The organism is Actinomyces procaprae, from assembly GCF_004798665.1.
GTDB classification, from domain to species: domain Bacteria; phylum Actinomycetota; class Actinomycetes; order Actinomycetales; family Actinomycetaceae; genus Actinomyces; species Actinomyces procaprae.
The window spans coordinates 1,575,132-1,601,447 of the sequence record NZ_CP039292.1 but is presented as its reverse complement, the minus strand read 5'-3'; the positions used below and the strand labels follow the sequence as shown (position 1 = coordinate 1,601,447).

The 26,316-nt window shown below is 69.9% G+C and carries 25 protein-coding genes and 1 riboswitch; of the genes, 16 read left to right on the top strand and 9 right to left on the bottom strand.

The genetic code is table 11. From position 1 onward, the window contains the following. The first annotated feature begins 63 nt into the window (after positions 1 to 63). The 4 genes from amrB (at position 64) to E4J16_RS06395 (ending at position 5,031) form a co-directional block, all read left to right on the top strand. Positions 64 to 1,482 (top strand): AmmeMemoRadiSam system protein B, encoded by a 1,419-nt coding sequence (gene amrB / locus E4J16_RS15685; RefSeq protein ID WP_136193037.1) that lies wholly within the window; start codon positions 64 to 66, stop codon positions 1,480 to 1,482. Continuing rightward, positions 1,479 to 2,606: an AmmeMemoRadiSam system radical SAM enzyme gene (gene amrS / locus E4J16_RS06405; protein WP_136313553.1), complete on the top strand. Its 1,128-nt coding sequence runs from the start codon at positions 1,479 to 1,481 to the stop codon at positions 2,604 to 2,606. Before amrB ends, amrS begins: the two co-directional genes overlap by 4 nt. Positions 2,607 to 2,738: 132 nt before the next feature. Continuing rightward, positions 2,739 to 2,881, top strand: a riboswitch (FMN riboswitch). A gap of 159 nt (positions 2,882 to 3,040) precedes the next feature. After that, a complete protein-coding gene (locus tag E4J16_RS06400; RefSeq protein ID WP_136193039.1) occupies positions 3,041 to 3,904 on the top strand; it encodes an ABC transporter permease in 864 nt (287 codons plus the stop codon). 95 nt (positions 3,905 to 3,999) lie between these two features. Beyond that, positions 4,000 to 5,031, top strand: a complete 1,032-nt coding sequence (locus E4J16_RS06395; RefSeq protein WP_136313552.1) for an ABC transporter substrate-binding protein — start codon at positions 4,000 to 4,002, stop codon at positions 5,029 to 5,031. A gap of 6 nt (positions 5,032 to 5,037) precedes the next feature. Here E4J16_RS06395 and hisG read toward each other — a convergent pair whose 3' ends face one another. From hisG to E4J16_RS06380, 3 genes are read right to left on the bottom strand one after another with little or no spacing between them, the layout of a single operon-like run. Next, complete coding sequence (hisG, locus tag E4J16_RS06390) at positions 5,038 to 5,883, bottom strand: ATP phosphoribosyltransferase (protein WP_073332221.1); 846 nt, start codon at positions 5,881 to 5,883, stop codon at positions 5,038 to 5,040. Between the two features lie 55 nt (positions 5,884 to 5,938). Then, positions 5,939 to 6,202, bottom strand: a complete 264-nt coding sequence (locus tag E4J16_RS06385; RefSeq protein WP_136193042.1) for a phosphoribosyl-ATP diphosphatase — start codon at positions 6,200 to 6,202, stop codon at positions 5,939 to 5,941. Between the two features lie 50 nt (positions 6,203 to 6,252). Further along, positions 6,253 to 7,446, bottom strand: a complete 1,194-nt coding sequence (locus tag E4J16_RS06380; protein WP_136313551.1) for a DUF3866 family protein — start codon at positions 7,444 to 7,446, stop codon at positions 6,253 to 6,255. 68 nt (positions 7,447 to 7,514) lie between these two features. Between E4J16_RS06380 and E4J16_RS06375 the strand changes: the two genes are divergently transcribed. From E4J16_RS06375 to E4J16_RS06345, 7 genes are all read left to right on the top strand, one after another. Continuing rightward, the gene (locus E4J16_RS06375; protein ID WP_240038323.1) at positions 7,515 to 8,573 is read left to right on the top strand and encodes a helix-turn-helix transcriptional regulator; all 1,059 of its coding nucleotides are present in this window, start codon (positions 7,515 to 7,517) and stop codon (positions 8,571 to 8,573) included. A gap of 1 nt (position 8,574) precedes the next feature. Beyond that, the gene (locus E4J16_RS06370) at positions 8,575 to 9,621 is read left to right on the top strand and encodes a helix-turn-helix transcriptional regulator (RefSeq protein WP_136313550.1); all 1,047 of its coding nucleotides are present in this window, start codon (positions 8,575 to 8,577) and stop codon (positions 9,619 to 9,621) included. A 117-nt stretch (positions 9,622 to 9,738) separates the two neighbouring features. Further along, positions 9,739 to 10,059 carry a Sec-independent protein translocase subunit TatA gene (tatA, locus tag E4J16_RS06365; protein ID WP_136193045.1) on the top strand — a complete coding sequence of 107 codons (321 nt, stop codon included), beginning with the start codon at positions 9,739 to 9,741 and terminating at the stop codon, positions 10,057 to 10,059. Between the two features lie 144 nt (positions 10,060 to 10,203). Then, complete coding sequence (gene tatC, locus E4J16_RS06360; RefSeq protein ID WP_420809338.1) at positions 10,204 to 11,040, top strand: twin-arginine translocase subunit TatC; 837 nt, start codon at positions 10,204 to 10,206, stop codon at positions 11,038 to 11,040. A gap of 67 nt (positions 11,041 to 11,107) precedes the next feature. Continuing rightward, complete coding sequence (locus E4J16_RS06355; RefSeq protein WP_136313548.1) at positions 11,108 to 14,026, top strand: DEAD/DEAH box helicase; 2,919 nt, start codon at positions 11,108 to 11,110, stop codon at positions 14,024 to 14,026. Then, positions 14,023 to 15,594 (top strand): apolipoprotein N-acyltransferase, encoded by a 1,572-nt coding sequence (gene lnt / locus E4J16_RS06350; protein WP_136313547.1) that lies wholly within the window; start codon positions 14,023 to 14,025, stop codon positions 15,592 to 15,594. Before E4J16_RS06355 ends, lnt begins: the two co-directional genes overlap by 4 nt. 48 nt (positions 15,595 to 15,642) lie before the next feature. Continuing rightward, positions 15,643 to 16,455: a polyprenol monophosphomannose synthase gene (locus tag E4J16_RS06345; RefSeq protein ID WP_136313546.1), complete on the top strand. Its 813-nt coding sequence runs from the start codon at positions 15,643 to 15,645 to the stop codon at positions 16,453 to 16,455. Here E4J16_RS06345 and E4J16_RS06340 read toward each other — a convergent pair. Next, on the bottom strand, positions 16,437 to 16,790 hold the full coding sequence (locus E4J16_RS06340; protein ID WP_136193050.1) for an RNA polymerase-binding protein RbpA: 354 nt from the start codon (positions 16,788 to 16,790) through the stop codon (positions 16,437 to 16,439). The two genes, E4J16_RS06345 and E4J16_RS06340, sit on opposite strands and share 19 nt — an antisense overlap. 158 nt (positions 16,791 to 16,948) lie before the next feature. Between E4J16_RS06340 and E4J16_RS06335 the strand changes: the two genes are divergently transcribed. Then, positions 16,949 to 18,073: a 6-phosphofructokinase gene (locus E4J16_RS06335; RefSeq protein ID WP_136193051.1), complete on the top strand. Its 1,125-nt coding sequence runs from the start codon at positions 16,949 to 16,951 to the stop codon at positions 18,071 to 18,073. Between the two features lie 25 nt (positions 18,074 to 18,098). On the opposite strand, the gene E4J16_RS06330 is transcribed toward E4J16_RS06335, so the two are convergent. The 4 genes from E4J16_RS06330 to E4J16_RS06315 all read right to left on the bottom strand — a co-directional run bounded on the left by E4J16_RS06330 (position 18,099) and on the right by E4J16_RS06315 (position 21,101). Continuing rightward, on the bottom strand, positions 18,099 to 18,998 hold the full coding sequence (locus tag E4J16_RS06330; RefSeq protein WP_136313545.1) for an N-acyl homoserine lactonase family protein: 900 nt from the start codon (positions 18,996 to 18,998) through the stop codon (positions 18,099 to 18,101). Continuing rightward, the gene (locus E4J16_RS06325; protein WP_136313544.1) at positions 18,991 to 19,848 is read right to left on the bottom strand and encodes an SDR family NAD(P)-dependent oxidoreductase; all 858 of its coding nucleotides are present in this window, start codon (positions 19,846 to 19,848) and stop codon (positions 18,991 to 18,993) included. Before E4J16_RS06325 ends, E4J16_RS06330 begins: the two co-directional genes overlap by 8 nt. Further along, entirely contained in the window at positions 19,845 to 20,504 is a 660-nt protein-coding gene (locus E4J16_RS06320; RefSeq protein WP_168709469.1) for a TetR/AcrR family transcriptional regulator, read from the bottom strand. Before E4J16_RS06320 ends, E4J16_RS06325 begins: the two co-directional genes overlap by 4 nt. A gap of 222 nt (positions 20,505 to 20,726) precedes the next feature. Continuing rightward, positions 20,727 to 21,101 (bottom strand): hypothetical protein, encoded by a 375-nt coding sequence (locus E4J16_RS06315; protein WP_136313542.1) that lies wholly within the window; start codon positions 21,099 to 21,101, stop codon positions 20,727 to 20,729. A 61-nt stretch (positions 21,102 to 21,162) separates the two neighbouring features. Between E4J16_RS06315 and E4J16_RS06310 the strand changes: the two genes are divergently transcribed. Then, positions 21,163 to 21,357, top strand: a complete 195-nt coding sequence (locus tag E4J16_RS06310; RefSeq protein ID WP_187271258.1) for a hypothetical protein — start codon at positions 21,163 to 21,165, stop codon at positions 21,355 to 21,357. Positions 21,358 to 21,538: 181 nt separating this feature from the next. Here E4J16_RS06310 and E4J16_RS06305 read toward each other — a convergent pair whose 3' ends face one another. Then, entirely contained in the window at positions 21,539 to 22,546 is a 1,008-nt protein-coding gene (locus E4J16_RS06305; RefSeq protein ID WP_136313541.1) for a hypothetical protein, read from the bottom strand. A 471-nt stretch (positions 22,547 to 23,017) separates the two neighbouring features. Between E4J16_RS06305 and E4J16_RS06300 the strand changes: the two genes are divergently transcribed. From E4J16_RS06300 to E4J16_RS06290, 3 genes are all read left to right on the top strand, one after another. After that, a complete protein-coding gene (locus tag E4J16_RS06300) occupies positions 23,018 to 24,160 on the top strand; it encodes an FtsX-like permease family protein (protein ID WP_136313540.1) in 1,143 nt (380 codons plus the stop codon). Further along, positions 24,157 to 24,894, top strand: a complete 738-nt coding sequence (locus E4J16_RS06295) for an ABC transporter ATP-binding protein (protein WP_247595267.1) — start codon at positions 24,157 to 24,159, stop codon at positions 24,892 to 24,894. The genes E4J16_RS06300 and E4J16_RS06295 overlap by 4 nt, the downstream gene beginning before the upstream one ends. A 314-nt stretch (positions 24,895 to 25,208) precedes the next feature. Then, on the top strand, positions 25,209 to 26,216 hold the full coding sequence (locus E4J16_RS06290; RefSeq protein WP_136193057.1) for a LacI family DNA-binding transcriptional regulator: 1,008 nt from the start codon (positions 25,209 to 25,211) through the stop codon (positions 26,214 to 26,216). Positions 26,217 to 26,316: the final 100 nt, after the last annotated feature.

Below are 26,316 nucleotides of genomic sequence, written 5' to 3'. Positions count from 1 at the left end.
CCGGGGGCCGGCTCGCGGGGGAGGTCTGGGCGTATCCTTGAGGCACTCAAGGGAGAGAGCACCATGAACACCGTCCGCCGCCCAGCCGTCGCCGGAAGCTTCTACCCGGGGGAGGCCAAGGCCCTCAGGCGCATGCTGGAAGACCTGCTCGCCCGGGCCGGCGCCAACCGGAGCAATGCCCCCGTGCCCAAGGCAGTCGTGGTCCCGCACGCTGGCTACATCTACTCCGGAGCGATGGCGGCCCGCGCCTATGCGCGGCTGTCCCGGGGCCGCGGGCGGATCAGCCGCGTGATCCTGCTGGGACCCACGCACCGGGTGCCGGTGCGGGGACTGGCGCTGCCCGGCGCCGACCAGTTGGCCACGCCTCTAGGCGTGCTGAAGGTCGATGCCGCCGGGTGCGCGCAGGCGGCCGCCCTGCCCGGCGTGAGCACCGCACCGGAGGCGCACGCCTGGGAGCACTCCCTGGAGGTGCAGCTGCCCTTCATCCAGACCGTCCTGGGAGCCGACGTTACGGTGGTGCCGCTGGCGGTCGGACAGGCCTGTGCACGTGCGGTCGCCGACGTGATCAACGCGCTGTGGGGCGGGCCGGAGACCGTCATCATCATCTCCTCCGACCTGTCCCACTACCTGCCGCAGGACTTGGCCGTTACGGTCGACGAGGAGACCGTCGCGCGCATCCTCGCCCTGGACGCCACCATCCCCCACGATCGCGCCTGCGGGGCCACCCCACTGGACGGGATGCTGTTGGCGGCGCGGGAGCACGGCATGCGCGCGGAGCTGTTGGGCCGGTGCACGTCGGCGGACACCGCCGGCGACCCGGATCGGGTGGTCGGCTACTGCGCCGTCGCCCTCCATGAGGCGGCCACCGCTGAGGCCGAGCCTGCCGCCGCCGCGGCGGTTCCACAGCCGACCGAGCCTCCCGTCGACGCCGGAGACACGCTGCTGCCGCTGGCCCGCCGGGCGATCGCCCGCGCGGTGGGCGCCGAGGCCGGCGCGCCCGCCGGGTTGCCGACGGGGGAGCGGCCCGCCTGGCTGGATCGCCCCGGCGCCGCCTTCGTCACCCTGCGCGGCGCGGATGGCTCCCTGCGCGGCTGCATCGGCTCGGTGGAGGCGCACCGGCCGCTTGGCGACGACGTCGTCGCCAACGCCGTCGCCGCGGCCGTGCGCGACCCGCGCTTTCCGGCGGTGACGGCGCAGGAGCTGCCCGGTCTGAGCCTGGAGGTGTCAGTGCTGACGACTCCCCAGCGGATGGACGCGCGTGACGAGCAGGAGGTGCGCCGTCGCCTGCGCCCGGGGGTAGACGGCGTGGTGCTGCGACTGGGCGCGCGGCGCGCCACCTTCCTGCCGCAGGTGTGGGATGAGCTGCCCGACCCGGCCGACTTCCTGCGCCATCTCAAGCTCAAGGCGGGTTGGCCCGCCGCCTTCTGGGATGCGGACCTGGTGGTGGAGACCTACCGGGTTCGCGCCTGGGAGGAGTCGTGACCGCCTCCGCCCCGCCCGTCTTCGGGCCCGGCGCGGCGGGCGGGGACGCCGGCTACACGGCCCACTGGTGGCACCCGCTGCCGGACGGCCGGCTGGAATGCGACCTGTGCCCGCGGCACTGCCGCCTGCGGGAGGGGCAGCGGGGCTTCTGCTTCGTGCGTCGGCGCAGCGGGGAGCGGATCGTGCTGACCGCCTACGGCCGGTCCACGGGTGTGTGCCTGGACCCGGTGGAGAAGAAGCCGCTGAACCATGTCCACCCCGGCAGTTCGGTACTGTCATTCGGCACCGCCGGCTGCAACCTGTCATGCAAGTTCTGCCAGAACTGGGAGATCTCCACCGCCCGCTCCACCGAGGGGCTCAGCGTGGACGCCCCGCCGGGCAGCATCGTCGCTCAGGCCGCCCGGTTGGGCGCCCGCGCCGTCGCCTTCACCTACAACGACCCGGTGGTCTTCGCCGAGTACGCCATCGACACCGCCCACGCCTGCCACGAGCGCGGGCTGGAGGCCTACGCGGTCAGTGCCGGATGGATCTGTGCCGAACCGGGGCTGGAGCTGTTCGGCGCCGTGGACGCCGCCAACATTGACCTCAAGGGCTTCACCGAGGACTTCTACCGGAGGATCACCGGGGCCAGGCTGCGCGACGTGCAGGACACGCTGGTGCGCGTGCGCGAGCACACCTCGACCTGGCTGGAGCTGACCACGCTGCTCATCCCGGGTCTGAACGACTCGCCCGCGGAGGTCGGTCGGCTCGCCGCCTGGGTGGTCGGCGCGCTGGGCGCGGACACGCCGCTGCACCTGACGGCCTTCCACCCGGCCCACCGCATGCTGGACCGGCCGCGGACGCCGGTGGTGACGCTGCGGCGGGCCCGCCGCGCAGCGCTGGAGGCGGGGCTGCACTTCGTGTACCTGGGCAATGTGCGCGACGCGGAGGGTGCGACCACGTTCTGCCCCGGCTGCGGCGCCCCGGTTATCGTCCGCCTCGGCTATACCGTGGAGACCTACGAGCTGGATGCGGTGGGCTGCTGCCGGCACTGCGGGCGGCGGCTGCCCGGCCTTTTCGACGCCGACGATCCCGGCGACGGCGCGGCAGCATTCCCATGGCGCCTGGCCCCGATGGGCTGGTGAGCGGCGGCGCGCACGCCCACAACCCCGAAATCCTTCGGCATACGCCGCCACTGAGACGGACCACACTCCCAACCGTTTCAGGCGAACAGGGTTGCCACTGCTGCCACCACCCGCTAGTGTCGGCAGTGCATCAAGCGTGCTCCGGGGTCGGTGAAAGTCCGAACCGGCGGTAACAGTCCGCGACCCGGTTGCGTCCGCCCGCAGGGTGGGTGCGGTCGGCTGAGCCGGTGGAATTCCGGCACCGACGGTGAAAGTCCGGATGGGAGGAGACACGTGGCGCGCGTCCGGCGTCAGCGGATCGTGGTGCGCTCCCATGCGGGCGCATCCCGGCCGTAGGCAGCGGCCCCGCGCTGTGCGGCGCTACGCGTATGCCGCCCGTCACCCCGGAGTGCCCCGGGGCGGGTGCTCCGGGGGAGCCGGAGAGGACACCGCGCATGACCAGCGCCACCGTCGCCAGCACCGCCCTCGGCGTGGCCGACCGTGAGACCGCCCGCGCGCCGCTGGGCCCGCGTACCGGATCACCCCGCCTGCTGCGACCGTCGCTGAACCCGGCGGCGGCACTCGGGGTCGTGCTGCTGGCGGCCTGGTGGGCGATCACCCGCTCCGGCCTGATCCCGCCCGTCTTCCTGCCCAGCCCCGTCGACGTCGCCCGTCGGCTGGTGCTCGCCTTCACCCAGGGCGGCCTCGCCGGATACACCTGGGTGACGCTGCGCGAGGCGCTGCTGGGCTGCCTGGCCGCAGCCGTCCTGTCCCTGCCCCTGGCCTGGACCCTGTACCACTCCCGCCGCTTCTCCCGGGCCGTCCTGCCGTACGTGGCCGCATCCCAAGCGGTCCCGGCCATCGCCATTGCACCACTGCTGGTGGTGTGGATCGGCTATGGGACGGTGCCGACGGTGGTGCTGTGCGTGCTCATGGTCTTCTTCCCGATCACGGTCACCGTCCTGCTGGGCCTGCGGGGCCTGGATACCGATGTCATCGATGCCGCCCGGCTCGACGGCGCCCACGGGCTGTCCATGCTGCTCTACATGGAGCTGCCGATGACCCTGCCCGCGATCCTGTCCGGCTTGCGCACGGGATTCACCCTGTCCGTCACCGGAGCCGTGATCGGCGAGATGACCATGGGCGGGGAGGGCCTGGGCATGGTGCTCGCCTCCCAGCGGCAAACCGTCGACACCACCGGCCTGTTCTCCACCATCGTGGTGCTGTGCGTCATCGCCACCACCATCCACTGGGTGCTGCACGAGCTGGAGCGCCGCAGCCGCGTGGTCGCCTCCATGCGGGGGCGCCGGGCCACCTGAGAGGCTCCCGCCCCACCCCGTGCCAGCGCCACCCGCACCGAATCTTGTCTCCGCCCGCCTACCCGAACCGCCACACGGCACCGAAAGGAATCCCCATGACCGCCCTGACCCCCCGCTTGACCCGCCGCACGCTACTGACCGCCATGGGAGCGGGCACCGCCGGGCTGCTGGCCGCCTGCGCCTCGGGCACCGGCTCCCGGACCGCCACCGCGTTAGCCTCCGCCGACGCATCCGGACTGGTGATCGGCATGACCTACACCCCGAACGTACAGTTCGCCCCCTTCTACCTGGCTCTGGCCGACGACGAGTATGCCCCGGGTGTCTCCCTGCGCCACCACGGGGAGCAGGAGGGGCAGTTCGACGCCCTACTGGCCGGAACCGAGCACGTGGTGGTGGCCGGCGGCGACGAGGCCATCGTGGCCGCGTCCAACGGCAATGAGCTGGTGATCATCGGCGGCTACTACCAGCGCTACCCGGGCTGCATCATCGTCCCCGAGGACTCCGAGATCACCCAGCTCGTGGACCTGGCCGGCAAGACGATCGGCACCCCCGGCAAGACGGGGGAGACCTGGTACTCGGTGCTGGTGGCACTGTCCTCGGCCGGGCTGACCGAGGACGACGTCGACGTGCAGGAGATCGGCTACACCCAGCAGGCGGCCCTGTCCAGCGGCAAGGTGGACGCGATCGCCGGCTTCTCCAACAATGACGCCGTCCAGATTGCGCGCAACGGCACACCGGTGCGCATCATCGAAATCGGTGAGGAAGTGCCCCTGCTGGGCGCCTCCCTGATCACCACCCCGCAGGTGCTGACCGACCGCCGCGCCGAGCTGGAGGCGGCGGTGACGGCCTCCGCCGTTGGAATGACCAGGTTCGTGGATGACCCCGATGCGGCCGTGGAGGCCACCAAGGAGTACGTGCCCGACCTGGTCGACTCCGCACAGGCCGAGAACGCCCGCGAGGTGGCCGTGGCCACGGGTGAGCTGGTGCGGCCCAGTAAGGACACCGTGGTGGGCGCGCTGGTGCCGGAGCAGGTCGGTCAGACCATCGACTTCCTGGCCGGCCGCGGCCTGCTCGGACAGACCACCGTGACCTCCGACGACGTCTGCGAGCCGCTGCTCACCGTGTGAACACGGCTATAGCCGGCAGGCCACCAGGGAGGACACCAGGATGGCGCGCGCGCCGATGGCGTAGAGCTCGTCCATGACGCGGTTGGCGTCCTTGCGGGGGACCATCGCCCGCACCGCCACCCAGTCGGGGTTCTGCAGCGGGGAGACGGTGGGGGACTCGATGCCGGGGGTGATCTCGCTGGCCAGGTGCAGCCGGTTCATGGGGATGTCGTAGTCCACGAGCACGTAGGAGCGGGCCCGCAGCACCCCCTCCAGACGGCGCACGAGCGTGGCCAGGCCGGGCTCGTCGCGGTACTGCTCGGTGGTGATCAGCACCGCCTCACTGGCCAGGATCGGTTCGCCGAAGGTCTCCAGGCCGGCGGCACGCAGCGTGGACCCGGTCTCGACGACGTCGGCGATCAGGTCCGCCACCCCCAGCTGCACGGAGGACTCCACGGCGCCGTCCAGGTGCACGGTCTGAGCATTGATTCCCTGTTCGGCCAGGAAGTTGCGCACGAGCACGTCGTAGGAGGTGGCCACCCGCTTGCCCTCGATGTCGGCGAGCGTACTCATGGTGCCGGCGGGCGCAGCGAAGCGGAAGGTGGAGCGGGCGAAGCCGAGCGGCAGGTGCTCGATCGCCTCCACGCCCGAGTCCAGCAGCAGGTCGCGGCCGGTGACGCCGGCGTGCACGGTGCCCTGGCCGACGTAGACGGCGATGTCGCGCGGACGCAGGAAGAACAGCTCAACCTGGTTGGCGTCGTCGACCAGGACGAGTTCCCGCCCGGAACGGCGGGTGCGGTAGCCCGCCTCGGCGAGCATGGTGGTGGCGGGCTCGGACAGGGAGCCCTTGTTGGGCACGGCGATGCGCAGCAATGTGGTCCTGACTGTATAAGTGGTGAAATGGGGGTCTATGTGGGGCCGGGGCCCGTCACAGGTAACGGTAGATGTCCTCGAGCGTGTACCCCTTGGCGAGCATCATCACCTGGGTGTGGTACAGCAGCTGGCTGAGCTCCTCACAGGCGGCCTCGTCGGACTCGTGCTCGCAGGCCATCCAGGACTCGGCAGCCTCCTCCACCAGCTTCTTGCCGATGAAGTGCACACCGCGGTCGAGCTCCTCAACCGTGCCGGACCCGGCGGGGCGGGTAGCGGCCTTCTCCTTGAGCTCTGCGAAAAGGTCCTCGAAAGTCTTCATGGGCTCAGCGTAGTGCAGCCGCGGCCGGGCGCACGCACCGCGCTCAGGGCTCAGGCGGGCGTGCGGGCGGCGGCCAGGCGGGCGGCGTGGCGGCCCGCCGCCGCCGCGGCCAGGAAGGCCGCGGCGTCCTGCTCCAGCGTGCGGCCCATGGTGCTCAGCCGCACCCCGGTGTCCCGCTGCATGCGCTCAAGTGCTTCGTACAGCCCCGCGATCGGCTCCTCCACCAGGCGGTGCGCCGCAGCCTGCGGGCGAGTACCGCACAGGGCCGCGGCCTGCTCTGCGACCTGCCTCCCTAGGGGCCCCTCCAGCTCAGGGACGACGACGTCGGCGGCGGCCAGGGCGACTCGCCCGTAGGCGGTCATTGAGTGATGCGAGACACCCCGGTGCCGGGGACGACCATCCGCCTCGGAAACCCTCAGGCAGGCGACCGGGTGCCCGCCCAGCACTGAGACGGCATTGACGGCGTCCCCGCAGGCGACCCCGGAGAAGCCCCAGGGCGTGTCGGTACCGAGATTGCCGGGCCCCTGGGTGACGACGATCACCTCTGCGCCCAGCACCAGGCGGGCGGCGAGCAACCCGTTGTGGATACTCACGGCCTCAAGGTCTCCGCCCCAGGCCTGCCCGACGCTCACGGTGCCCACCAGCGCCCCGGACTCCTGCAACGCGGCAACGGTTCGCGAGTACGGCAGCGGCAGGGCGCCGCCATCGGTCATCACGTAGGCCACCCGCAGCCGCCGCGGCTCGTGCACCCCGGGCGCCGCCGCGGGCTCCTGGGCACGCAGGCCCGCCAGCACCGCGGGCAGGGCGGAGTGCAGGTCGGCGACAACCACCGGCGTGCCGCCGAGCGTCAGGGTGTTGATCGGGGCGCCGAGCAGCGCATGGTCCGCCGTGTCCTGCTCGTCCACCCCGGTCACCATGACCTGATCGGGCATGTAGCGGACCTTGACCAGGTGCCCTCCCGACACGGGATCCTCCGGCAGCAGGCTTGGGCGCGCGGTGACCATCGCATGGCCGCCGGTGCCCAGTCCCCGGGCGAGCGCGGACACCTCCAGCCTCACCCACTCCCCGGGCTCCGGCAGGCCGGTCACCGACTCGTAGGCGATGGCCCGGCACGGTTCGCCGTCGCCGATCACCGTTGCTCCCGGTGGGGCCGAGACAATACGTGCCCTGACCTCTGCGCAGCGCCGACCGGGTCGCCCCCAGGTCCGCAGTACTTCAAGCACGTTCCCGTCACGCCACATCATGGACTCCAGCCTAGGCCACTGGGGTGTCTGACCGGCTGCACCCCGGTCGCAGCGCATACGCTGGCGTCGTGTCCCAGCCCGCGCCCCGCACCGACCCGGCCGTACCCGCCGAGGAGCGGCAGGTCAACCTGCTGCTGGCCCTGCGCAACACCGTGAGCGGTATGACCAAGGCGCAGATCATCACGACGGTTGTCGGATATGACCCCGGCGGCGGCGCTGCCGCCGACCGTATGTTCGAACGCGACAAGGGCGTACTGCGGGACCTGGGTATTGATGTCACCGCTACCGGTCAGGGCGATCAGGCCAGGTACCGCATCACCGACGCGGACTACGCGCTGCCCGACCTCGTCCTCGACGCCGAGCAGGCGGCCGCCGTCGAGCTGGCGGCGGCCGCCTGGCGCTCGGGGGCACTGACCCCCGCCGCACGGCATGCCCTGACCAAGATCCGCGCCGTCGCCGCCGCTACGGACGCCGTCGCCCCCCTGCGAAGCCTGAGCATCGACCTGGGCAGCGACGTGTCGGGCGGGCAGGTTCCCGCCGAGCTGCTCACTGCGGTACAGGAGCGGCGCCGCGTGAGCTTCGAGTACGCATCGGCCAGTTCCGGACGAGTCAGCGCTCGCGTGGTCGAGCCGCATCGCGTGCGCATGAGCGAAGGCGCCTGGTACCTGGACGGCCTGGACCTGGCATCCGGCCAGAAGCGGACCTTCCGGCTGGCACGTGTGCTCGGACCCGTGTCCCTGGCCTCCGACGCCGGCGCCTACGTGATCCCCGAGTCTCCCGCTCCAGCGCCGGCGCGGGCCCTGATAGCGGCCGCACCCGGGCGCGCGCTCCAGCTGCGCTCCCGCGCCCTAGCGACTCTTAGCGCCGCCGAGCTGGCTGCGGGCAGCACGCCGCAGGGCCTGGAGGAGCTTGGCGACGGGGCACTCACCAGCCTGGCGGGGCGGCTGCCCGCGCACTGGGACATTCTGCAGGTCACCTTCGCCGACCGCTTCGCCTTCGCGGGGACGCTGGCCGCACTGGCGGACGCCGTCGTCGTGCTGGCCCCCGATCAGCTGCGCAGCGATGTCCTTGCACATCTGAACGCGATTGCACTACTGGATGCATCCCCGCACCCCGAGGAGGCGTGAAGTGGCCCGACCCAGTTCCACCGACCGGCTCGTGCGCCTGCTCGCCCTGCCGGCCTGGGTGGCCGAGCACGACGGCGCCACCTTCGCGCAGGCGGCCGCGCACTTCGGCGTCACCCCCCAGACCATTCGCGCAGACGTGGACACGCTGTGGGTCTCTGGACTACCCGGTGGCATGCCGGATGACCTGGTGGACTTCTCCGCCACCGACTTCGAGGCGGGGCGGCTGAGCCTTACCCAGCCGCTGGGCCTAGACCGGCCCGTGCGCCTGTCCCGCCGTGAGGCGGTGTCCCTGGAGCTGTCGCTGGGGGTGCTGGCCGAGGTGCTGGCCGACGATCCGGAGGCGGTCAGGACGCTGACCAGCACCCGCCGCGTGCTGCGCCGGGCGCTGGGCGCCGCTGACCCGGCAGAGGATGCGGGCGACTCGGAGAGCTCTGACAGCGTCTCCCGTGCATCCGACCCAGGTGACATACGCAACACGGACCTGCCGGCCGCGGTCGACGCCGCCGAGCCTGGTACGCCGTCCGCCACGCTCCGGGCCGTTCACCGCGCACTGGCCGAGCAACGCCGTCTGCACCTGGTCTACGTCTCCGCGACCGATGAGCGCTCCGAGCGCGACGTCGATCCGGTGCGGCTGGTCAGCGACGGCACGCACCTGACGCTGCGGGCGTGGTGCCTCTCCGCCCGCGCCGAGCGGTCCTTCCGCCTGGATCGGATACTGACGGCGACGGTACTGCCGATCCCGGCGAGCACACACCGCACGCCGCGCGGGGCGCGGGCCGCCACCGCCGCCCCCGAGGCGGTGCTCACCCTGAGGCCTACGGGACGCTGGCTCACCGAGCAGATCCCCTGCGAGCAGGTGCGTACCGCCCCGGACGGCTCCCTGCACGTACGGGTGCGGGGCCGCGACCGCGCCTGGCTGGCCGGCCTGCTGCTCTCCGCCGGAAGACACCTGCTGGCCGCGGAGCCCGCGGACCTGATGGCTCAGGCCGGTGCGGCAGCGCGGCGCGCCCTGGCCCTCGACGCCGAGGTCCACGCCCAGCCGAGCTGATACGCCTAGGGTGGAACACCGCCGTCAGGTGTTCGGGCCCCCACCGGCGAAACGCTAGACTCATGCAGTACCACGCGGGCTCATCTCAGTTGCGAGCCCCACGAAAGGAGCAGCGTCGTGATCAAGCCCACGCATATCGTCGTTCTGCTTGTCCTCGTCCTTCTCATCTTCGGTGCCAACAGGCTTCCCGAGATCGCCGGAAGCATTGGCAAGTCGATGAAGGTGTTCAAGAAGGAGGTCAAGGAGCTGCGCGAGGATGATGACGCCCCCGCCGCCCAGCAGCAGCCGCAGGCCCAGATTCCGCAGCAGCCGCAGCAGGGCACCTACTACACCCAGCCCACGCAGCCGGGGCAGGTCGCTCCGCAGGCCGTCCCGCAGCAGCCGGTGCAGGCCCCGCAGCAGCCGCAGCAGTACACGGACGGCACCGTCCAGCAGTGAGACCAGGAGCCCGCGGTCCGGGAGGGACGGTACCGCGGGCCTGCGTAGGTTGATTCGCCGTCGGCAAGACCTCGGGACCGGCGTCCCTCCGGTCCCGGGTGCTCGTCGAGCGCAATGACCCGAGAGGAGTAGAACTTGCCGCACATGCCGAAGCTGCCGGGCAGCAAGCGCAGGGAGAATCCCGAGGCGGTAATGTCCATCGGGGAGCACCTGCGCGAGCTGCGCAACCGGCTGTTCGTCTCGGCGATCGGCGTCACCGTGATGGCGATCGTCGGCTACTTCCTCTACGACGCCGCCTACCAGTTCATCACTCACCCGGTTGAGGTGGCCAATGCCCGCGGGGCCAACCTCAACATCAACTTCTCCACCATCCTGTCCTCCTTCGACATGCGGCTGCGCATCTCCATCTGGATCGGGGTGCTGCTGTCCTCCCCGCTGTGGATCTACGAGTTCTTCGCCTACGTCGGACCCGGTATGACCCGCAAGGAGAAGGCCTACACCTGGGTCTTCGGCGTGGTCGGACTACTGCTGTTCGCCGCCGGCTGTGCCCTGGGCATGTGGATCATGCCGCACGCGGTGGTCATCCTCACCGGTTTCATCCCCAATACGGCATCCTCCACCGGCATCATGGACGCCTCGACCTACCTGTCCTTCGTGCTGCGGCTGGTGCTCGCCTTCGGCGCCGCCTTCCTGCTGCCGGAGATCATGGTGGCCCTGAACCGGCTGGGAGTGATGAAGGGGCGCACCATGCTCAAGGGCTGGCGCTGGGCGGTGGTCGGCATCTTCACCTTCATGGCCTTCGCCAACCCGCTGCCGGATCCCTGGTCGATGATCTTCATGGCCATCCCGATCACCGGCCTTTACTTCCTGGCCTGCTACATCTCCATCCGGCACGACAAGCACGTGGCCAGGCGCCGCGCCGAGGAGGATGCGGCCCTGGACGCCGCCCTGGCCGAGCCCGCCCCCGGCGCCAACGCCTGAATCCCGCCGCCGACCGCCGCACTTGCCATTGCGCGAATAAGTCGGGGGCCGCGCATAGGGTTACCCCATGAGCTCACCCGCAGAACGCTACGCCGCCGCACGCCGTCGTCAGGCGGAATCGCGCACCGAGCTCGCCCGCTTCGCCGCCACCTACGCCTTTCCCCTCGACGACTTCCAGAATGACGCCTGCCGCGCTCTGGAGGCGGGAGACGGCGTACTGGTGGCCGCGCCCACCGGTGCCGGCAAGACCGTGGTGGGGGAGTTCGCCGTCCACCTGGCCCTGGTGAAGGGGCTCAAGGCCTTCTACACCACTCCCATCAAGGCGCTGTCCAACCAGAAGTACCTGGATCTGGTCACCAGGCACGGCGCCGACCGGGTAGGGCTGCTCACCGGAGACACCTCCATCAACCCGCATGCCGACGTGATCGTCATGACCACCGAGGTGCTGCGCAACATGCTCTACTCCGGGGCCCGCGACCTGGACCGGCTCGGCTACGTGGTCATGGATGAGGTCCACTACCTGGCGGACCGATTCCGGGGCCCGGTGTGGGAGGAGGTCATCATCCACCTCGCGCCGGAGGTGCAGGTGGTCTCCCTGTCTGCAACGGTGTCCAACGCGGAGGAGTTCGGCGACTGGCTTGGGCAGGTGCGCGGGCGCACCGCCGTCGTCGTCTCCGAGCACCGTCCGGTACCGCTGACTCAGCACATGATGGTTGGGCGGCGCCTGCTGCCGCTGTACTCGGCTCCGGCGGCCCCCGCCTCAGCGGGCCCGGGGGACGCGCTAACGCCGACCGGCCGGCCACCGCTGAACCCCGACCTTCTGAACGCGGTGAGGGATGCGCGTCGTGCTGCCGCGGGGGAGTATCCCGGACCTGGCGCTTCCGGGGGACGACGACGCCCGCCGTCCCGGCAGGGCGGCCGCTGGTCGCGTGGCGGCGGCGGGCGCCCGCGGCCCCAACGGAGCGGCGACGGCGGTGCCCGCAACGCCCGCCTGCGTCCGCCCTCACGCAGTACGGTTATCGGCGCGCTGCAACGCGCAGACCTGCTGCCGGCGATCGTGTTCGTCTTCTCCCGTGCCGGCTGCGAGAACGCAGTCCGTGAGGCGATCAGCCGCGGCGTGGACCTGACCAGCCGGGAGGAGGCGCGCCGAATCCGGGAGATCATTGAACGCCGCACCGCGGAGATTCCCGCCGGGGATCTGGGGGTGCTGGGATTCCATGCCTGGGCGAATGCGCTCACCCGCGGTGTGGCCGCCCACCACGCGGGCCTGCTGCCGGTCTTCAAGGAGACCGTGGAGGAGCTCTTCGCCGCGAACCTGGTCAAGGTCGTCTACGCCACCGAGACGCTGTCTCTGGGCATCAACATGCCCGCCCGCACGGTGGTACTGGAGTCGCTGCGCAAGTGGAACGGCTCGGCGCATGTGAGCCTGACACCGGGCGAGTACACGCAGCTGACCGGGCGCGCCGGCAGACGCGGCATCGACGTCGAGGGGCACGCCGTCGTCCTGGCCACCGACGATGCCGAACCCGCATTCGTCTCCTCACTCGCCTCCCGCCGCACCTACCCGCTGGTGTCCGCGTTCCGCCCCAGCTACAACATGGCCGTCAACCTGCTGGGGCGGATGCCGCGCGCCCGCGCCCGGGAGGTGCTGGAGTCCTCCTTCGCGCAGTTCCAGGCCGACCGCGGCGTGGTTGAGCTGGCCGCTGAGGTACGCCGCAAGCGCCGTCGGCTGGACTCGCTGGAGCAGCAGATGGCATGCCACCTGGGAGACTTCAGTGAGTACGCCCTGTTGCGCAGACGCATCAGCGACGCCGAGGCGGACCAGTCCCGCGGGAACCGAGCGGCCCGGCGCAGCGAGGCGAGCCGCTCCATCGAGGCGCTCGACCGCGGCGACGTGGTCCTGTTCCGGATCGGACGACGGCACCGGCACGGCGTCGTCGTATCCCAAGGCGGCGACCACACCGGGGAACCGCGGCTGACGGTGGTGGGCGAGGACCGGCGGGTGCACACGCTCACCCCGGACAATGCCCCTGACGGGGTTATGCGGGTCGGCTCACTGCCGGTGTCCGAGCACCTCGACGTACGCCGCCCGCGCGAGCGGGACCGGCTGGCGGACAGCCTCCTGGAGGCGCTGCGCGCCGGGGACCTCGATGCGGATACCGGGCGCGGCTCCCGCCGCGGACGCCGCCCGGAGGAGGACGCGGGGAGGCGTCTGGAGCGGCTGCGCCACGAGATGCGCGCCCACCCGTGCCACGCCTGCCCGCACCGGGAGGAGCATGCCCGCGTCGGCCGCCGCTGGGTGCGTACCCGGGAGGAGCTTGACCGCATTCAGGCCCGCGTGGACAAGCGGACCGGCACCATCGCCCGTCAGTTCGACGCGGTGTGCCGGGTGCTGCTGGAACTCGGATACCTGGAGCCCGCCGATCGCGGCCCCCAGGACGGCGAGCTGCGGGTTACTGCCGCCGGCAGGGTGCTGGCCCGGGTCTACGCCGAACGCGACCTGCTGGTCGCCGAGTGCCTGCAGCACGGACTGTGGGAGGGCCTGGGTTCGGCAGACCTGGCGGGGGCGGTGTCGGCATGCGTGTACGAGCCCCGTCTGACGGCGTCCTCGCTCGGCCTGCCCGCCGCTCCCGGGTCCCGACTGGGGGAGGTGCTGCGGCGCGAGCTGACGGTCTCCCGGCGCATCAGCGACCTGGAGGCCCTGGAGCGGGTGGAGCCCTCCACCGGTGCCGAGCCCGCCCTCGCGGCCGCAGTGCGGGACTGGGCCGAAGGCGCGGACCTGGCTGCAATGCTTGAGGACACTGACCTGACCGCCGGTGATTTCGTGCGCTGGTGCAAGCAGCTACTGGATGTGCTCGGCCAGCTGGCGACCATCACCTCCGGTGCGGGCACGGGGAAGCGGACCGGCCTGGCCGCACTGGCCGTGACCGCCGCCGAGGCCTGCCTGGACGTGAACAGGGGAGTGGTCAGTTGGTCCTCCGTATGAGGCACGGCCTACGCCTCCTGACACCGCTGCTCGCCTCCGGATGCGCCGGCCTGGCCGTGTGGGCCGCCTTCCCGCCCGTCGGTGCCTGGTGGGCCGCCCCGCTCGGGCTCGCCCTGCTGGTCTTGGCGCTGCGCGGCCGCGGCACCTGGGCGGGAGCCGGACTCGGCCTGGTGTTCGGCCTGGCCCTGTTCACCCCGCTGCTGCACTTCGCGGCGGTGGCCATGGGCAATCCGATCGGCTGGGCCGCCCTGACCGTCGTGGAGGCGCTCTACCTGGCGGCCCTCGGCGCTGCCTGGGCGCTCATCAGTCGAATCGGACGTCTCGAGGAGCCCGGCGCCCTTGCCCTGCTGGCGCGCATATCTGCCTTCACCGTGCTCTGGTGCGGGGTGGAGGAGCTGCGCTCGGCCTGGCCGTGGGGCGGCTTCCCCTTCGGACGGCTTGCCTTCGCCATGGCCGACGCACCCCTGCTGCCCTTCGCCGCCTACGGCGGCACCGTCGGGCTCAGCGCCCTGGTGGCGCTGGCGGGCGCGGGCCTGGCGGAGACCGTCGCCGCGCTGCGCCGACGCCGCGCGCTCAACGGGCTCCTGGCGGCGGCGCTCGCAGGCCTCGTCGTCTTCGCACCCGTCCTGGCGCCGGTGGACGGCGTCGCCCAGAACGGCACACTGCGCGTGGGCGCGGTACAGGGTAACGTCGCCGAGGAGTTCGAGGACGCCTTCAGCCGGGCCCTGGAGGTCACCGGGAACCACGCCGAGGCAACCCGCACGCTCGCGCAGGACGTTGGGCGGGGGACACTCGACGTCGTCGTCTGGCCCGAGAACGCCGCAGACCTGGATCCGCGGGACTACCCTGCCTCTGCGGCGCTGGTGGACTCCGCCGCCCAGGCGGTTGGGGCTCCGCTACTCGTCGGGGTCGTTCCCTATGCGGACGGCGTGCGCTACAACGACACGGTGGTGTGGACGCCCGGCGTCGGCGCGGGGGAGTACTACCGCAAGCACCGCCCGGTGCCCTTCGCCGAGTACATTCCCCTGCGTGAGCAGCTGCGACACCTGACTGATCAGGTCGACCGCATCGGCACGGATATGGCCCCGGGCACCGGCCCGCAGGTACTGACCGTTCACGCCGCCGTGCAGGACCGCGACGTCAGGCTCGCCATGGGCATCTGCTTCGAAGTCGCCTACGAGGACACCCTGCGCGCAGGGGTCGAGCAGGGCGGCGAGGCGATCATCATCCCCACGAACAACGCCAGCTTCCTGCACTCCTCCGAGGCGGAGCAACAGCTGGCTCAGAGCCGGGTCCAGGCCGTGATTCACGGGCGCGCCCTGGTGCAGGTATCCACCGTGGGGGTGACCGCAATCATCAACCCCCGGGGTGGCGTCGAGCAGCGCACGCAGGCGTATACGCAGGCGTCCTTGGTCGCCGATGTGCCGCTGCGCACCTCGATCACCGTCGCAGACCGCCTGGGCTCCCTGCCCGGACTCACCGCACAGGTGGCCGCCCTCCTGCTCACCGCTGCCGGTATGGTTTCCGGTATGTCACGAATCGGGCGCCGTCGACGCCGTCGGCCGTGACCGGTTCCGCGACTCGCATATTCCCGTACATCGGACAGGAGAAGAATCGTGAAGGCACTGGTGGTCATCCCCACCTACAACGAGATCGAGACTCTCGCCGGAGCCTTGGACGGGGTACGCCGCGCGGTTCCGGCCGCGCACGTCCTGGTCGTGGACGATAACTCGCCCGATGGCACCGGGCGCCTCGCCGACGCCCGCGCACAGGCGGATGACCACATCCACGTGCTGCACCGCACCGAGAAGAACGGGCTCGGACCGGCGTACCTGGCGGGCTTCTCCTGGGGGCTGGCCTCCGGGTATGAGCTGATCTGCGAGATGGACGCCGATGGCTCCCACCGTCCGGAGGACCTGGCGCTGCTGATCCAGCGCGCCGAGATGGCGGACGCACCGGATCTGGTGATCGGCTCCCGCTGGGTGTCGGGAGGGGCGACCTCCGGCTGGGACGCTCGCCGGGTGGCGCTGTCGCGCGGCGGCAACCTGTACATCAACGCCATGCTGGGCCTGCGGGTGAAGGATGCGACGGCGGGCTTCCGCGTGTACCGGGCGGACTCCCTGCGGCGGCTGAGCCTGGGGGAGGTCGAGGCGCTCGGCTACGGCTTCCAGGTCAATATGACCAAGCTGGTCGCGGACGCCGGCGGCCGCATCGTGGAGATGCCCATCACCTTCCACGAGCGTGAGGCCGGACAGTCCAAGCTCTCCGGCGGGATCTTCTCCGAGGAGCTGGCGCTGGTCACCAAGTGGGGGCTCGCCAAGCGCGGATCACAGCTGGCCGACCTGGCCGCATCGGCGGGAAGGTCGGCTCGCGACGCCCTTCTAAGGGCGCGTACGCCCAAGCAGCGCGCTCAGAAGCGTTCGCGGTAGATCTCGCCGGAACGCAGCATCTCCAGGCGCTCATCGAGCAGTACCTTCAGGTCGTCGACGTCGCGGCGCTCAAGCAGCATGTCCCAGTGGGTGCGGGGAGCCTTCTTCGGCTCCTCGGACTCCGGCTCGTCCTCACCGCGCAGCGCCGCGGCCTGACCGCACTCGGGGCATTCCCAGGTCTGGGGGATCTCGGCCTCCATTGACATGGGAACGGTAGTCACGTGGCCGAGTGGGCACTCATAGGTGATGTTCTGCCGCTCGGCGAACTCCACGCCCTCCTCGGACTCCATCGACTTCGCGCCGATCGTCATGCCTCGCAGTGCGCGGTCCGCCATGCTCATGCCCTTCCTGTTCGATGTGCTCAGCGTTGTGCTGCCGCCGAGAGGATAACGTGTCAGCGCCCGGGCGCATTCCCGCCGGGCAAGCCGTCACCGGACAATGCGTGCCGTCGGAACGCGCCTGCCGCGCGGTGCGCTGCGGCATACTTGGCGCCATGGCAACCAAGCGTATCGGAATCCTCACTGCCGGCGGCGACGCCCCCGGACTCAACGCCGCGATCCGCGGCTTCGGCAAGGCGGCTATCGCCGAGCACGGCTGGAAGCTGATCGGCTTCCGCGACGGCATGCGCGGCCTGGCGGAGAACCGGTACACGGAGCTCGACGCCGCCACCCTGTCCGGGATCCTGACCACCGGCGGCACCATGCTGGGCACCAGCAGGGACAAGGTGCATCGCATGGTGGTCGACGGCGAGGTGCGGGACATGATCCCGACAATCGTGGAGAACGTGGAGAAGGACAGGCTCGACGCCCTGGTGTGCCTGGGCGGGGGCGGCACCGCGAAGAACGCCCGCCGGCTCATGGACGCAGGCATCAACGTGCTGCACCTGCCCAAGACGATCGACAACGACATTGTGCAGACGGACACCTCATTCGGTTTCGCCACCGCCCTGGAGATCGCCACCGAGGCGGTGGACCGCCTGCACTCGACGGCGCACTCGCACCACCGCATCATCCTGACCGAGATCATGGGCCACCGGGCCGGCTGGCTGGCCCTCGGGGCGGGCGTGGCCGGCGGCGCGGACGTCATTCTGCTGCCCGAGGTGCCCTACTCGGTGGAGGCGATCGCGGAGAAGATCGAGCGGCGCCGCAAGCACGGCTCCAGCTTCTCGGTGGTCGCCGTCGCGGAGGGCGCCCGCAGCGTCAAGGACGCCGAGGAACTGGCTCATGCCCAGGCGCTGGTCAAGGACGCCTCCAGCCCGGAGCTGAAGGCGATGGCCAAGAAGGGCGTGAAGGCCCTGGAGGCCTCCCACCGCGCCAACACCTTCACGCTTGCCGAGCAGCTGGAGGCCGCCACCGGCCTGGAGGCGCGCGTATCGATCCTGGGGTACGTTCAGCGCGGCGGCACCCCGAACGCGGCCGATCGCCTGCTCGGCACTCGTCTGGGAGTGGCCGGGGCGAACGCGATCGCGGCCGGCAAGTACGGCGTCATGGTCGCCGATCGCGGTCATGACACCGCGTTGGTGCCGCTGAAGGAGGTCGCCGGCAAGGTCAAGTACGTGCCGCGCGACCACGAGTGGATCAAGGCGGCCCGCGCCGTCGGCACCGCGCTGGGGGACTGAGCCCGCTCACCCGGGGGCGCGGGGCTCAGAGCGCCCGCGCCCCCGGGGCCACCTCCGGGTCGTGGTTCGCCAGTAGGCCCAGGCAGCGCGGGTCATTGCCGACCGCGCGTACCCAGTCCAGTGACCGCTTCGCCTGTGCGGCATCGACGACGACGCTGGGCCGCAGTCCCTCCTCAAAGGAGGGGCGGCCGTAGCCGGCGTCGAAGGTGAGCAGCAGGAAGTGGCGCGGATCGGGGGCCTGCGGCGCATCCACGCCGACGACCCAGAGGGAGGGATCCGTGGCATCGGTACTGGTGCTCCGCACGATGGCGGCGCACAGGCCACGGGCGTGCCCCGGCACGGCCACCATGACCAGGCTGCCGTCCCCGAAGACGTCAAAGCCGGCGCCGAACGGCCCCACCTGCGTATTCCAGGGGAAGGTGCCCACGTCCACGCCGTCCCACTCGTGGCGCAGGTAGCGCACCCGGTCGGTATTGCCCGCCTCCCACTCGGGAGCGGAGACCAGAATGCGGGGAGCCTCCTTGAGGTGGGACAGGCCGTCGGCGTGGTCGCAGTGCAGGTGGCTGAGCAGCACCAGGTCGAGGTCGCGTGGCCGGATGCCCCGCTCTTCAAGCTGTTCATGGATGGCCGCTCCGTTAGGCAGCACCGCCTTGTTGACGGAGTACTGGGTTCGCAGGTTGGCGATCTGTCCGGCTCGAGTCCGGTTGCGGGCGTTCCAGCCGGTGTCGATGAGAACGAGTCCGTGAGGCCCCTCCAGCAGGTAGCAGGACACGGGCGCCTCGATCAGGTGGCGGCGGCTCCGGCCGAGGTGCGTCCAGGCCAGCGGACGGTCGGAGTCCCGGTGGTAGGGGAGGGCCTCATCGATAATGACGGTGCCGGTGTGCAGCACCGTCAGCGTTGCGGTGGCGTCAGAGATTTCAGGCATGCGGGTTTCCTTTCACGTGGGGGCGTAGTGGCCCTGCCTCCAGCAGTCGCTGGAGCAGTCCGGGGGCCAGGGCGGCGAAGCCGTAGCGGCGGGGCACGACGGTGGTACGGGCGCGCCGATTGATGCTGCGTACGATCTCCTTCACCACTTGGCCGCGCTCGACCGGGGTGAACACGCCGCGGTATCCGCCCCAGGCGGCGGTGAGTGCGGCATTCTCCCGCAGTGTCGCTTGCATCGGGGTGTCGAAGAAGGTCGGGTGCACACTGCCGACGGTGACGCCGCTTCCGGCCAGTTCCAGGCGCAGGCTGTCGCACAGGGCGACGACGCCGGCCTTCGAGGCGGCGTAGGAGGACTGCATGGGGGAGTGGACGAATGCCGCCAAGGAGGAGACGGCCACCAGGTGCCCACGGGTCCGGCGCACATACGGCAGGGTCGCTCGGAAGGTGCGCCATACGGCGGTCAGGTTCGTATCTATGTCGCGTTCGAAGGCTTGCGGATCTATATCTTCGAGGGTGTCGGCGGTGTCGGTTCCGGCGCCGGCGATGACCACGTCGATGCGTCCGAAGTGGTCCGCCGCCCGCGTCGCGACCCCTTCGAGCTGTGCCAGCTCCGCCACGTTCCCTTGCAGGGCCAAGGCGCGATCCGGGCCGCCGAGCTCCGCGGCAAGTGCCGTGAGCCGCTCCTGTGAGCGGCCCACGAGCGCGGTGCGGGCGCCGTGACGGTGAAGCTCGCGAGCCAGGTCGGTGCCGAGTCCTCCCGTCGCGCCGGTGAGCAGTACAACGGCTTCGTCCAAGTTCAGGTGCCGGCCGCGACCCCTGCGCGCAGCTGCGCGGTTGCGGGCCGCGGTCATGAATTAACGCCTTTGCCCGTGAAGACGCCGCGGTCGGCCGCGCAGCCGCCAAGCCCGGGTGCGGTCATGCGCAGCACCAGATCGCGCAGTAGACCGGAGGCCGCCTCGACGCCCGGGGCGTGCGGGTCGGCCAGCCAGCGCCGCATGGTCCAGGTGACGCCCGCGGCGATCGCCTCACTACTTACCTGCAGGGGCAGGGGCCCCGCGGCGAGCGCGGCGGTGGCGGGGGAGGAGCTGCGCAGCCTCTCGGCGAGGTACTGAATGATCGCCGCTTCGGTGGCCGGACCTCCGGGACCGTTGAGTACGCGCAGGAAGAACTCGGCGTGGGGTTGCATGCGCGTGAGCAGTTGCCGGAAGGTCGCCGCCAGTTCCTCGGCGTCGGCCTGCCGTGCGGTGGCTGCCGGCGGGGCCGCGGCGAACACGTCCTCGAGCCGGGCCACGGCGGCCGCGGCGAAGGCCGCAGGCAGATCCGGGAAGGAGGCGTAGAAGGTGGGGCGGGTGAGTCCGGCGCGCTTGACGACGTCGGTGATCGTGATCCCCGCGGGGTCGCGTTCGTCGAGCAGCGCGGTCGCGGCGGTGACCAGTCGTTGCCGCGACTGTGGTGAGGAGGCGGTGGGCGAGTCGGTGCGCGACGCCGTTTGGAGGTTCGATGTCACACCCCCGAGTTTACACATGTAAAGTCGCGCGCGAAGTCAGCAACCGCACTCGTCAACACCTCCAGCATCTCAACCTCCTCCCGCCAATCGCCGGTCAGCAGTGCATGATCGCAAGTACCCAGCTGCAGCCGCCGCTTGCCGGTCCGCCTGGCGACCGCGTCATCCCAGGCCCAGTCGCGACTTCCGGCAACCAGCAGCGCCGGCGCGCTGGAACGCGCGATATCACGGACACACCTGTCGTCGCGGAGCAACGGAGTAACCCAGACTGCCGGGATCGCATGGTCGGCCGCACAACCAGCAGCCAAGGTACCTACCCAGCGACTTCGCCATGATCAGACGCCGACCTGCTCCAGCGGTACGGCAGACGAACTCCGCAGCGGCTTCGCTTACGGCGGCGCGACGCTCGGGTGCACTGAGATCAGCCAGCTCCCACTGCCCATGAAACACTTTCCACCCTTCGAGCGACAGCGCACGCATCGGCAGGTACAGCCCGGGAAGTTGCGCCGGGTAGTTCAGGCCCGGCAGGACCAACAGACACCGCTCGTCATCCGCATTGGAGACATTGCCCATCCATTCACGCACTGTGGCCCTCGTCATAGGGAGAATGCTAGTTCGTTGAGCTTGCCACACCACCATGAAGTCAACTAAAATTGACGCCATGAAGACCTTGATTGGCGCCGACGACGACGCACCGCTGAAGGAGCTTGGACGCATCGTGCGTGCGCGCAGAGAGCTCGACGCCGCCGAGGAGGTCGCCGTGCGCCGGGCGCGCAACGCCGGCCACAGCTGGACGGCCATCGGCGCCGCGCTGGGCATCAGCAAGCAGGCCGTCCATCGCCGCTACGGGAAGTAGGCGCTCGCCGGCCGCCCGTACCAACCCCATCCTTCCAGATTTGGGTGACGGCGCTTGTCAGAGACATTGACATCTCGTCTCCGATGGGGCTGCCGCACGGTCCGGCGCCACGACAAGAAGCACATTCTTTAGTGGAATTCGCCTGGCCGTCTAAGAAACCGCCTACGACCGCCTAATACGATCAGGCGCCACGACCCTCGAAGCGTCGAAGTCGCTGACTGCGCCAACGAGTGAGCCAATGAGAGCGGGCAGATGGGGGAGCGGGGTGTACGAGGTGATCAGCGCCAGTGAGGTCGACGATGAATTCGCGCTCATCTGGGAAGTAGGCGAGTAGGCGATCAGCGGGAATCTGAGCGACCCAGACTGTGGCCATGGCCCCAGGCGATTGCCTGGAGTTGGCGAAGTAACGGGCGACGCTGGGGTCAACGGTCCAAGACGGGCCGCACCGGTTCGCTGAGGTTGCACCACGGAATAGCGTCAACCGACCTCGCGGGCGCGGGGCCGGCTCGCCCCACATCGTGAAGCCGTTGAGGCCGGCCATAGTGCGGAACATGTCGATGACGAGTTGAGGATCCAGCCCGTAGCGGTCTTGGCGGAACCGCCATGCGGAAGGCAGGGCGTACCCGAGGAGGTTCTGGTCCGTTCGGTGAGCAAGATGCAATTCAGCAAGTCGCGGTAATGCGTCGTCCCAGTCGTGAAGGTACTGAAACCAGTACGCTGGCACCGGCTCCGGGACGGTGAGTTCGGCGTAGGCGTCGGCAAGTTGGCGGCAGTGGTAGCTATTGCTACGACGCAGTGTTCCGTCGGCACTATCCCACCATAAGCGAGCACTGTCGAGCGATTCAAGACAGACAGCTGCATCAGCCCTACCCGTAAACACATCATCCAGATACCACAGGTTCTCTGCAATCAGCGGCACCAGCCCATCGCCAGCAGCATATGGTCGAGTGAGCCAAAGACGGTGACGGCCGTCTACGATCTCATCGTCCTCATAGCAGTAGGTAACCGGCATATCGGCACCGACCCAACTGTCAACCAGGTCATACTCGACCTGCCGCAGCGGCATGGGCAACTCAACCTCGACCGACTTCTGGCGAATAGCTTCTGCGCCCAGCTTGCAGCACTTGTCGATGGCGTATCGGACAGCCTGTAGCACCACCGACCAGTCGACGTCCACCGTGCCGATCATTCGAGGCTCATGGCTGTCGGCGACGTCTGGATCCTGGTCGATCAAATCTTGGACAGGCCACCAACACCACGCCCATGGACGATGCACTCGAACGCGCCTATAGGGCAGTCCAGTCTCATCTCGCATCACGTGATCACCTCGCCAATCTGATTCTCGCTTTGCACCGTAATGTCGCTGTCAAGCACCGAACAGACTCACGCGACACCACCCAACGCTCGCCGATAATGTACATTATGTCATTTCACGATTGCGCCGAGCGCCCCGTCCACACGTCCCACCAAGTCACACCGTGGCTCGCAGGCGGCTTAGACCACTCTCCTACGGGGCTCGCACGCCCCTCGCACGCAAACCCCGGGCGCTTCGGGCACCGTGTAGAGCGGGTAGCCGAACGCACCCGGTCCAACTGAGCGGATCCGCCTTGCCGCACCATCCGCCAGCGAGGATCACCTCCGGAGACACCAAGGAGTCTCAGTGTTTCTTGCTCTGCGCGAGATCCGGCATGAGCCCGGCCGGTTCGCGCTGGTCGTTTCGGTGGTCACGCTGATCACCTATCTGACCTTCTTCCTCGCCTCGCTCGCCTCCGGCCTGGCCTACTCGTATCGCGCCGTCGTCGACGGCTGGAACTCCGGCAGCGTCATGGTCACCGATGCGTCCAATGAGAGCATCTCGGCCTCACGCTTGTCCGCTGCTCAGGTGACGGCCGCCACTTCTATAGCCGAGGATGCAGGCACGGGAGCGTCGTCGCTCATCTTCGCTCCCGCCGTGGCGCAGCTGTCCCCGGCCGCCGCCCCGGGGGCGGATGAGACTACGCGCGAGAGCGGCGAGGCCGGAGGACCCAAGGTCGACGTCTTCGCCTTCGGCATCGACCTGGACGGCCGGCTGGCCCCAGCCATCGCGTCGGGATCGGCGATCACCGATCCGAGTCGTGAGCTCCTCGCCGACGAAAGCCTGCGGTCACAGGGCCTCGCCGTCGGGGACACGATCCGTCTCCTGGGCTCCGACCACGAGTGGACCGTAGTCGGCCTGACTCGGGACAGCACGTTTCAGTCTGCCCCTGTCCTGACCGCGGACGGCGACGCCCTAAGGGCCAATGGGCCGGCCGCGACCTCCCCCACGACCGCCGCACTCGTGGTCGACGCCGACATCACCGAGGACGCCGATGCCGCCGCGGACGCCACCGCGGCCGGGCTGGCTCTCCTCACGACCGAGGAGCTGATCCAGGCGCTGCCCGGTTACTCCGCACAGATACTGACATTCACCCTCATGATCGGTTCGCTGATCCTCGTGGCGTCGCTGGTGCTCGGAATCTTCCTCTACGTGCTCACCCTTCAGAAGCGGCCGGTGCTGGGCATCCTGCGGGCACGCGGCGTCCCCATCGGCTACCTCATCCGCTCCGGAGGCGCGCAGACCGCGATCCTCGCCACAGCCGGAGTACTTGCCGGGTTGATCCTGACCGTAGTGACCTCGGCAGTCCTTCCGGACACCGTCCCCTTCCTCCTGTCCCCCGGCCTCGGCGCCGCGATCGCCCTCGCCTTCATACTCGTATCCGTACTGGGCGGGCTCGCATCGGTGCGCGTCATCGCCGGCATCGACCCCGTGGAGGCGATCTCATGACCGCCGTTGCAAAACCGACCGCGGCAGTGGCAATGGCGCTGTCCGGGGTGTCACGGGACTTCCACCAGGGCGAGGAGGTCGTGCATGCGCTCAGATCCACCGACCTGGAGATCCGCAGCGGCGAGCTTACGGGCATCCTGGGGCCCTCCGGCTCGGGTAAGTCGACTCTGCTGACCGTCATGGGCGGATTGCGCACACCAACCACGGGAACCGTCGAGATCGGCGGAAACCCATTCTCGGCGCTGCCCGAGCGCAAGCGCGCGCAGCTGAGACGGCGGTGGCTGGGCTTCGTGCTCCAGAGCTCCGGCCTGGTCCCCTTCCTGACCCTGGCCGACCAGTTCTCCCTGCACGATCGCGTGCTCCGGCGACCTCCCGCTGCCGACAGGAGAGATGAGCTCCTCGACACCCTGGGAATCAGTAAGCGCATACGCGCCTACCCCTCCCAGCTGTCTGGCGGCGAGAAGCAGCGCGCCGCGATCGCCGTCGCCGTCTACCACGACCCGAAGGTGATTCTCGCGGACGAGCCCACGGCCTCCCTGGACTCCCACCGGGCCCACGACGTGGCGCGGCTGCTCGCTCAGCAGACGCACGAGCAGGGCAAGGCGACCGTGATGGTCACCCATGACGAACGAATCCTCGAGGTCTGCGACCGGATCATGGTCATGCACGACGGCGTCCTCCGCGAGCAGCGGCAGCCGGGCCGGCACCGGTCCTCCGCCGCACTTCGGCCATGATCGTTGCGTTATCACCGCTGTCAGGACATATGCTTGTCCCGTGGGTCTGCCCGTTGCCGGTAGGTGCCGCGCGGACTGCGGGCATGCCACAGCAGGCGCGCCGACCCCGCCCCTCCCCTCCAAACCGGGTCCACCACCCCGCTACATGCTGTAGAATGTCATGACATAGTCACGGCCATGATGGCCGCCCGGCCGCCCGATGCACAACATCGGCCTGCCAGGGACTAGGCTTGGGCGGGATTTGTCGGACGGCCGCGCAAATCGGCCGACCCGGCGAAACAGGTTTACGCAGTAGTCTCACAAAGGAGTCGCCGTTGGTCGTCCGTCGCGAACCCACGCTTGCCGACGTCGCGGAAGTCGCCGGCGTCTCCTTGACGACCGTCTCCCGGGTCCTCAACAACCGGGGGTACCTCAGCCAGGAGACCAAGGACCGAGTCGCCAGGGCGATCGCTCAGCTCAACTACCGCCCCAACCAGGTGGCTCGTGCGCTGCACGGCAAGTCGACCAACATCATCGGGGTGATCGTGCCCACAGTCGCCCTCCCCTTCTTCGGGGAGGTGGCCGCGGAGATCGAGAACGCACTGGCGGTCCACCAGTACCGCATGCTGGTATGCAACTCGATGGGACGTGCCGACAGGGAGCGCGAGTACCTCGACCTGCTCGTCTCGCATCGCGTCGACGGCATCATCTCCGGCGCCCACAACGAGAACCTCCGGGAGTACCAGACGGTGCGCATGCCGCTGGTGACGATCGACCGCGACCTCTCCCCCAGCATCCCCAACATTCGCTGCGCCAACGAGCCCGCCGCACGCGACGCCACCAGGCTGCTCCTGGACCGCGGCGCACGTAGGCCCGCGCTGCTGACCTCCCGAACGGGACCTCATAACCGGCGCGAGGCGGGCTACCGGAGCGTGCTGGAGCAGGCCGGGATAGAGCCGGTGATCTTTACGGTTGACTTCCACACGCCGGACGCCGAGCGTGCACGAATGATTGACGCCCATCTGGATGGTGCGGCGGACGTGATCGACGCCGTCTTCGCCACTGATGACCTGTCCGCTGCCGCCGTCCTGGACTGGGCGCAGCGCCATGGCCGGCGCGTGCCCCAGGACTTCAAGGTTATCGGCTTCGACGGCACTTCCGCCGTGCGCCGTGCCCTGCCCGGACTGGCAACGGTTCGCCAGCCCATCGCAGAGCTGGCCAGAACCGCCGTCGAAGTACTGCTGGCCCAGATCCGTGCGCAGTCTGAGGGTGAGCAGGAAGCAGCGCCCGTGGACTCCCCCATTGAGCTGCCCGGGCTCCTGCTCACCGGCACGACTACGTAACCGGCTCCTCGTGTTCGGGGATGCGGGCGAGCAGGCGCGTAACCCGGCGCCCCCGCCGGTGCGCCCCCTGCGCGCACGAGCAAAACGGTTGGTGGCCGAC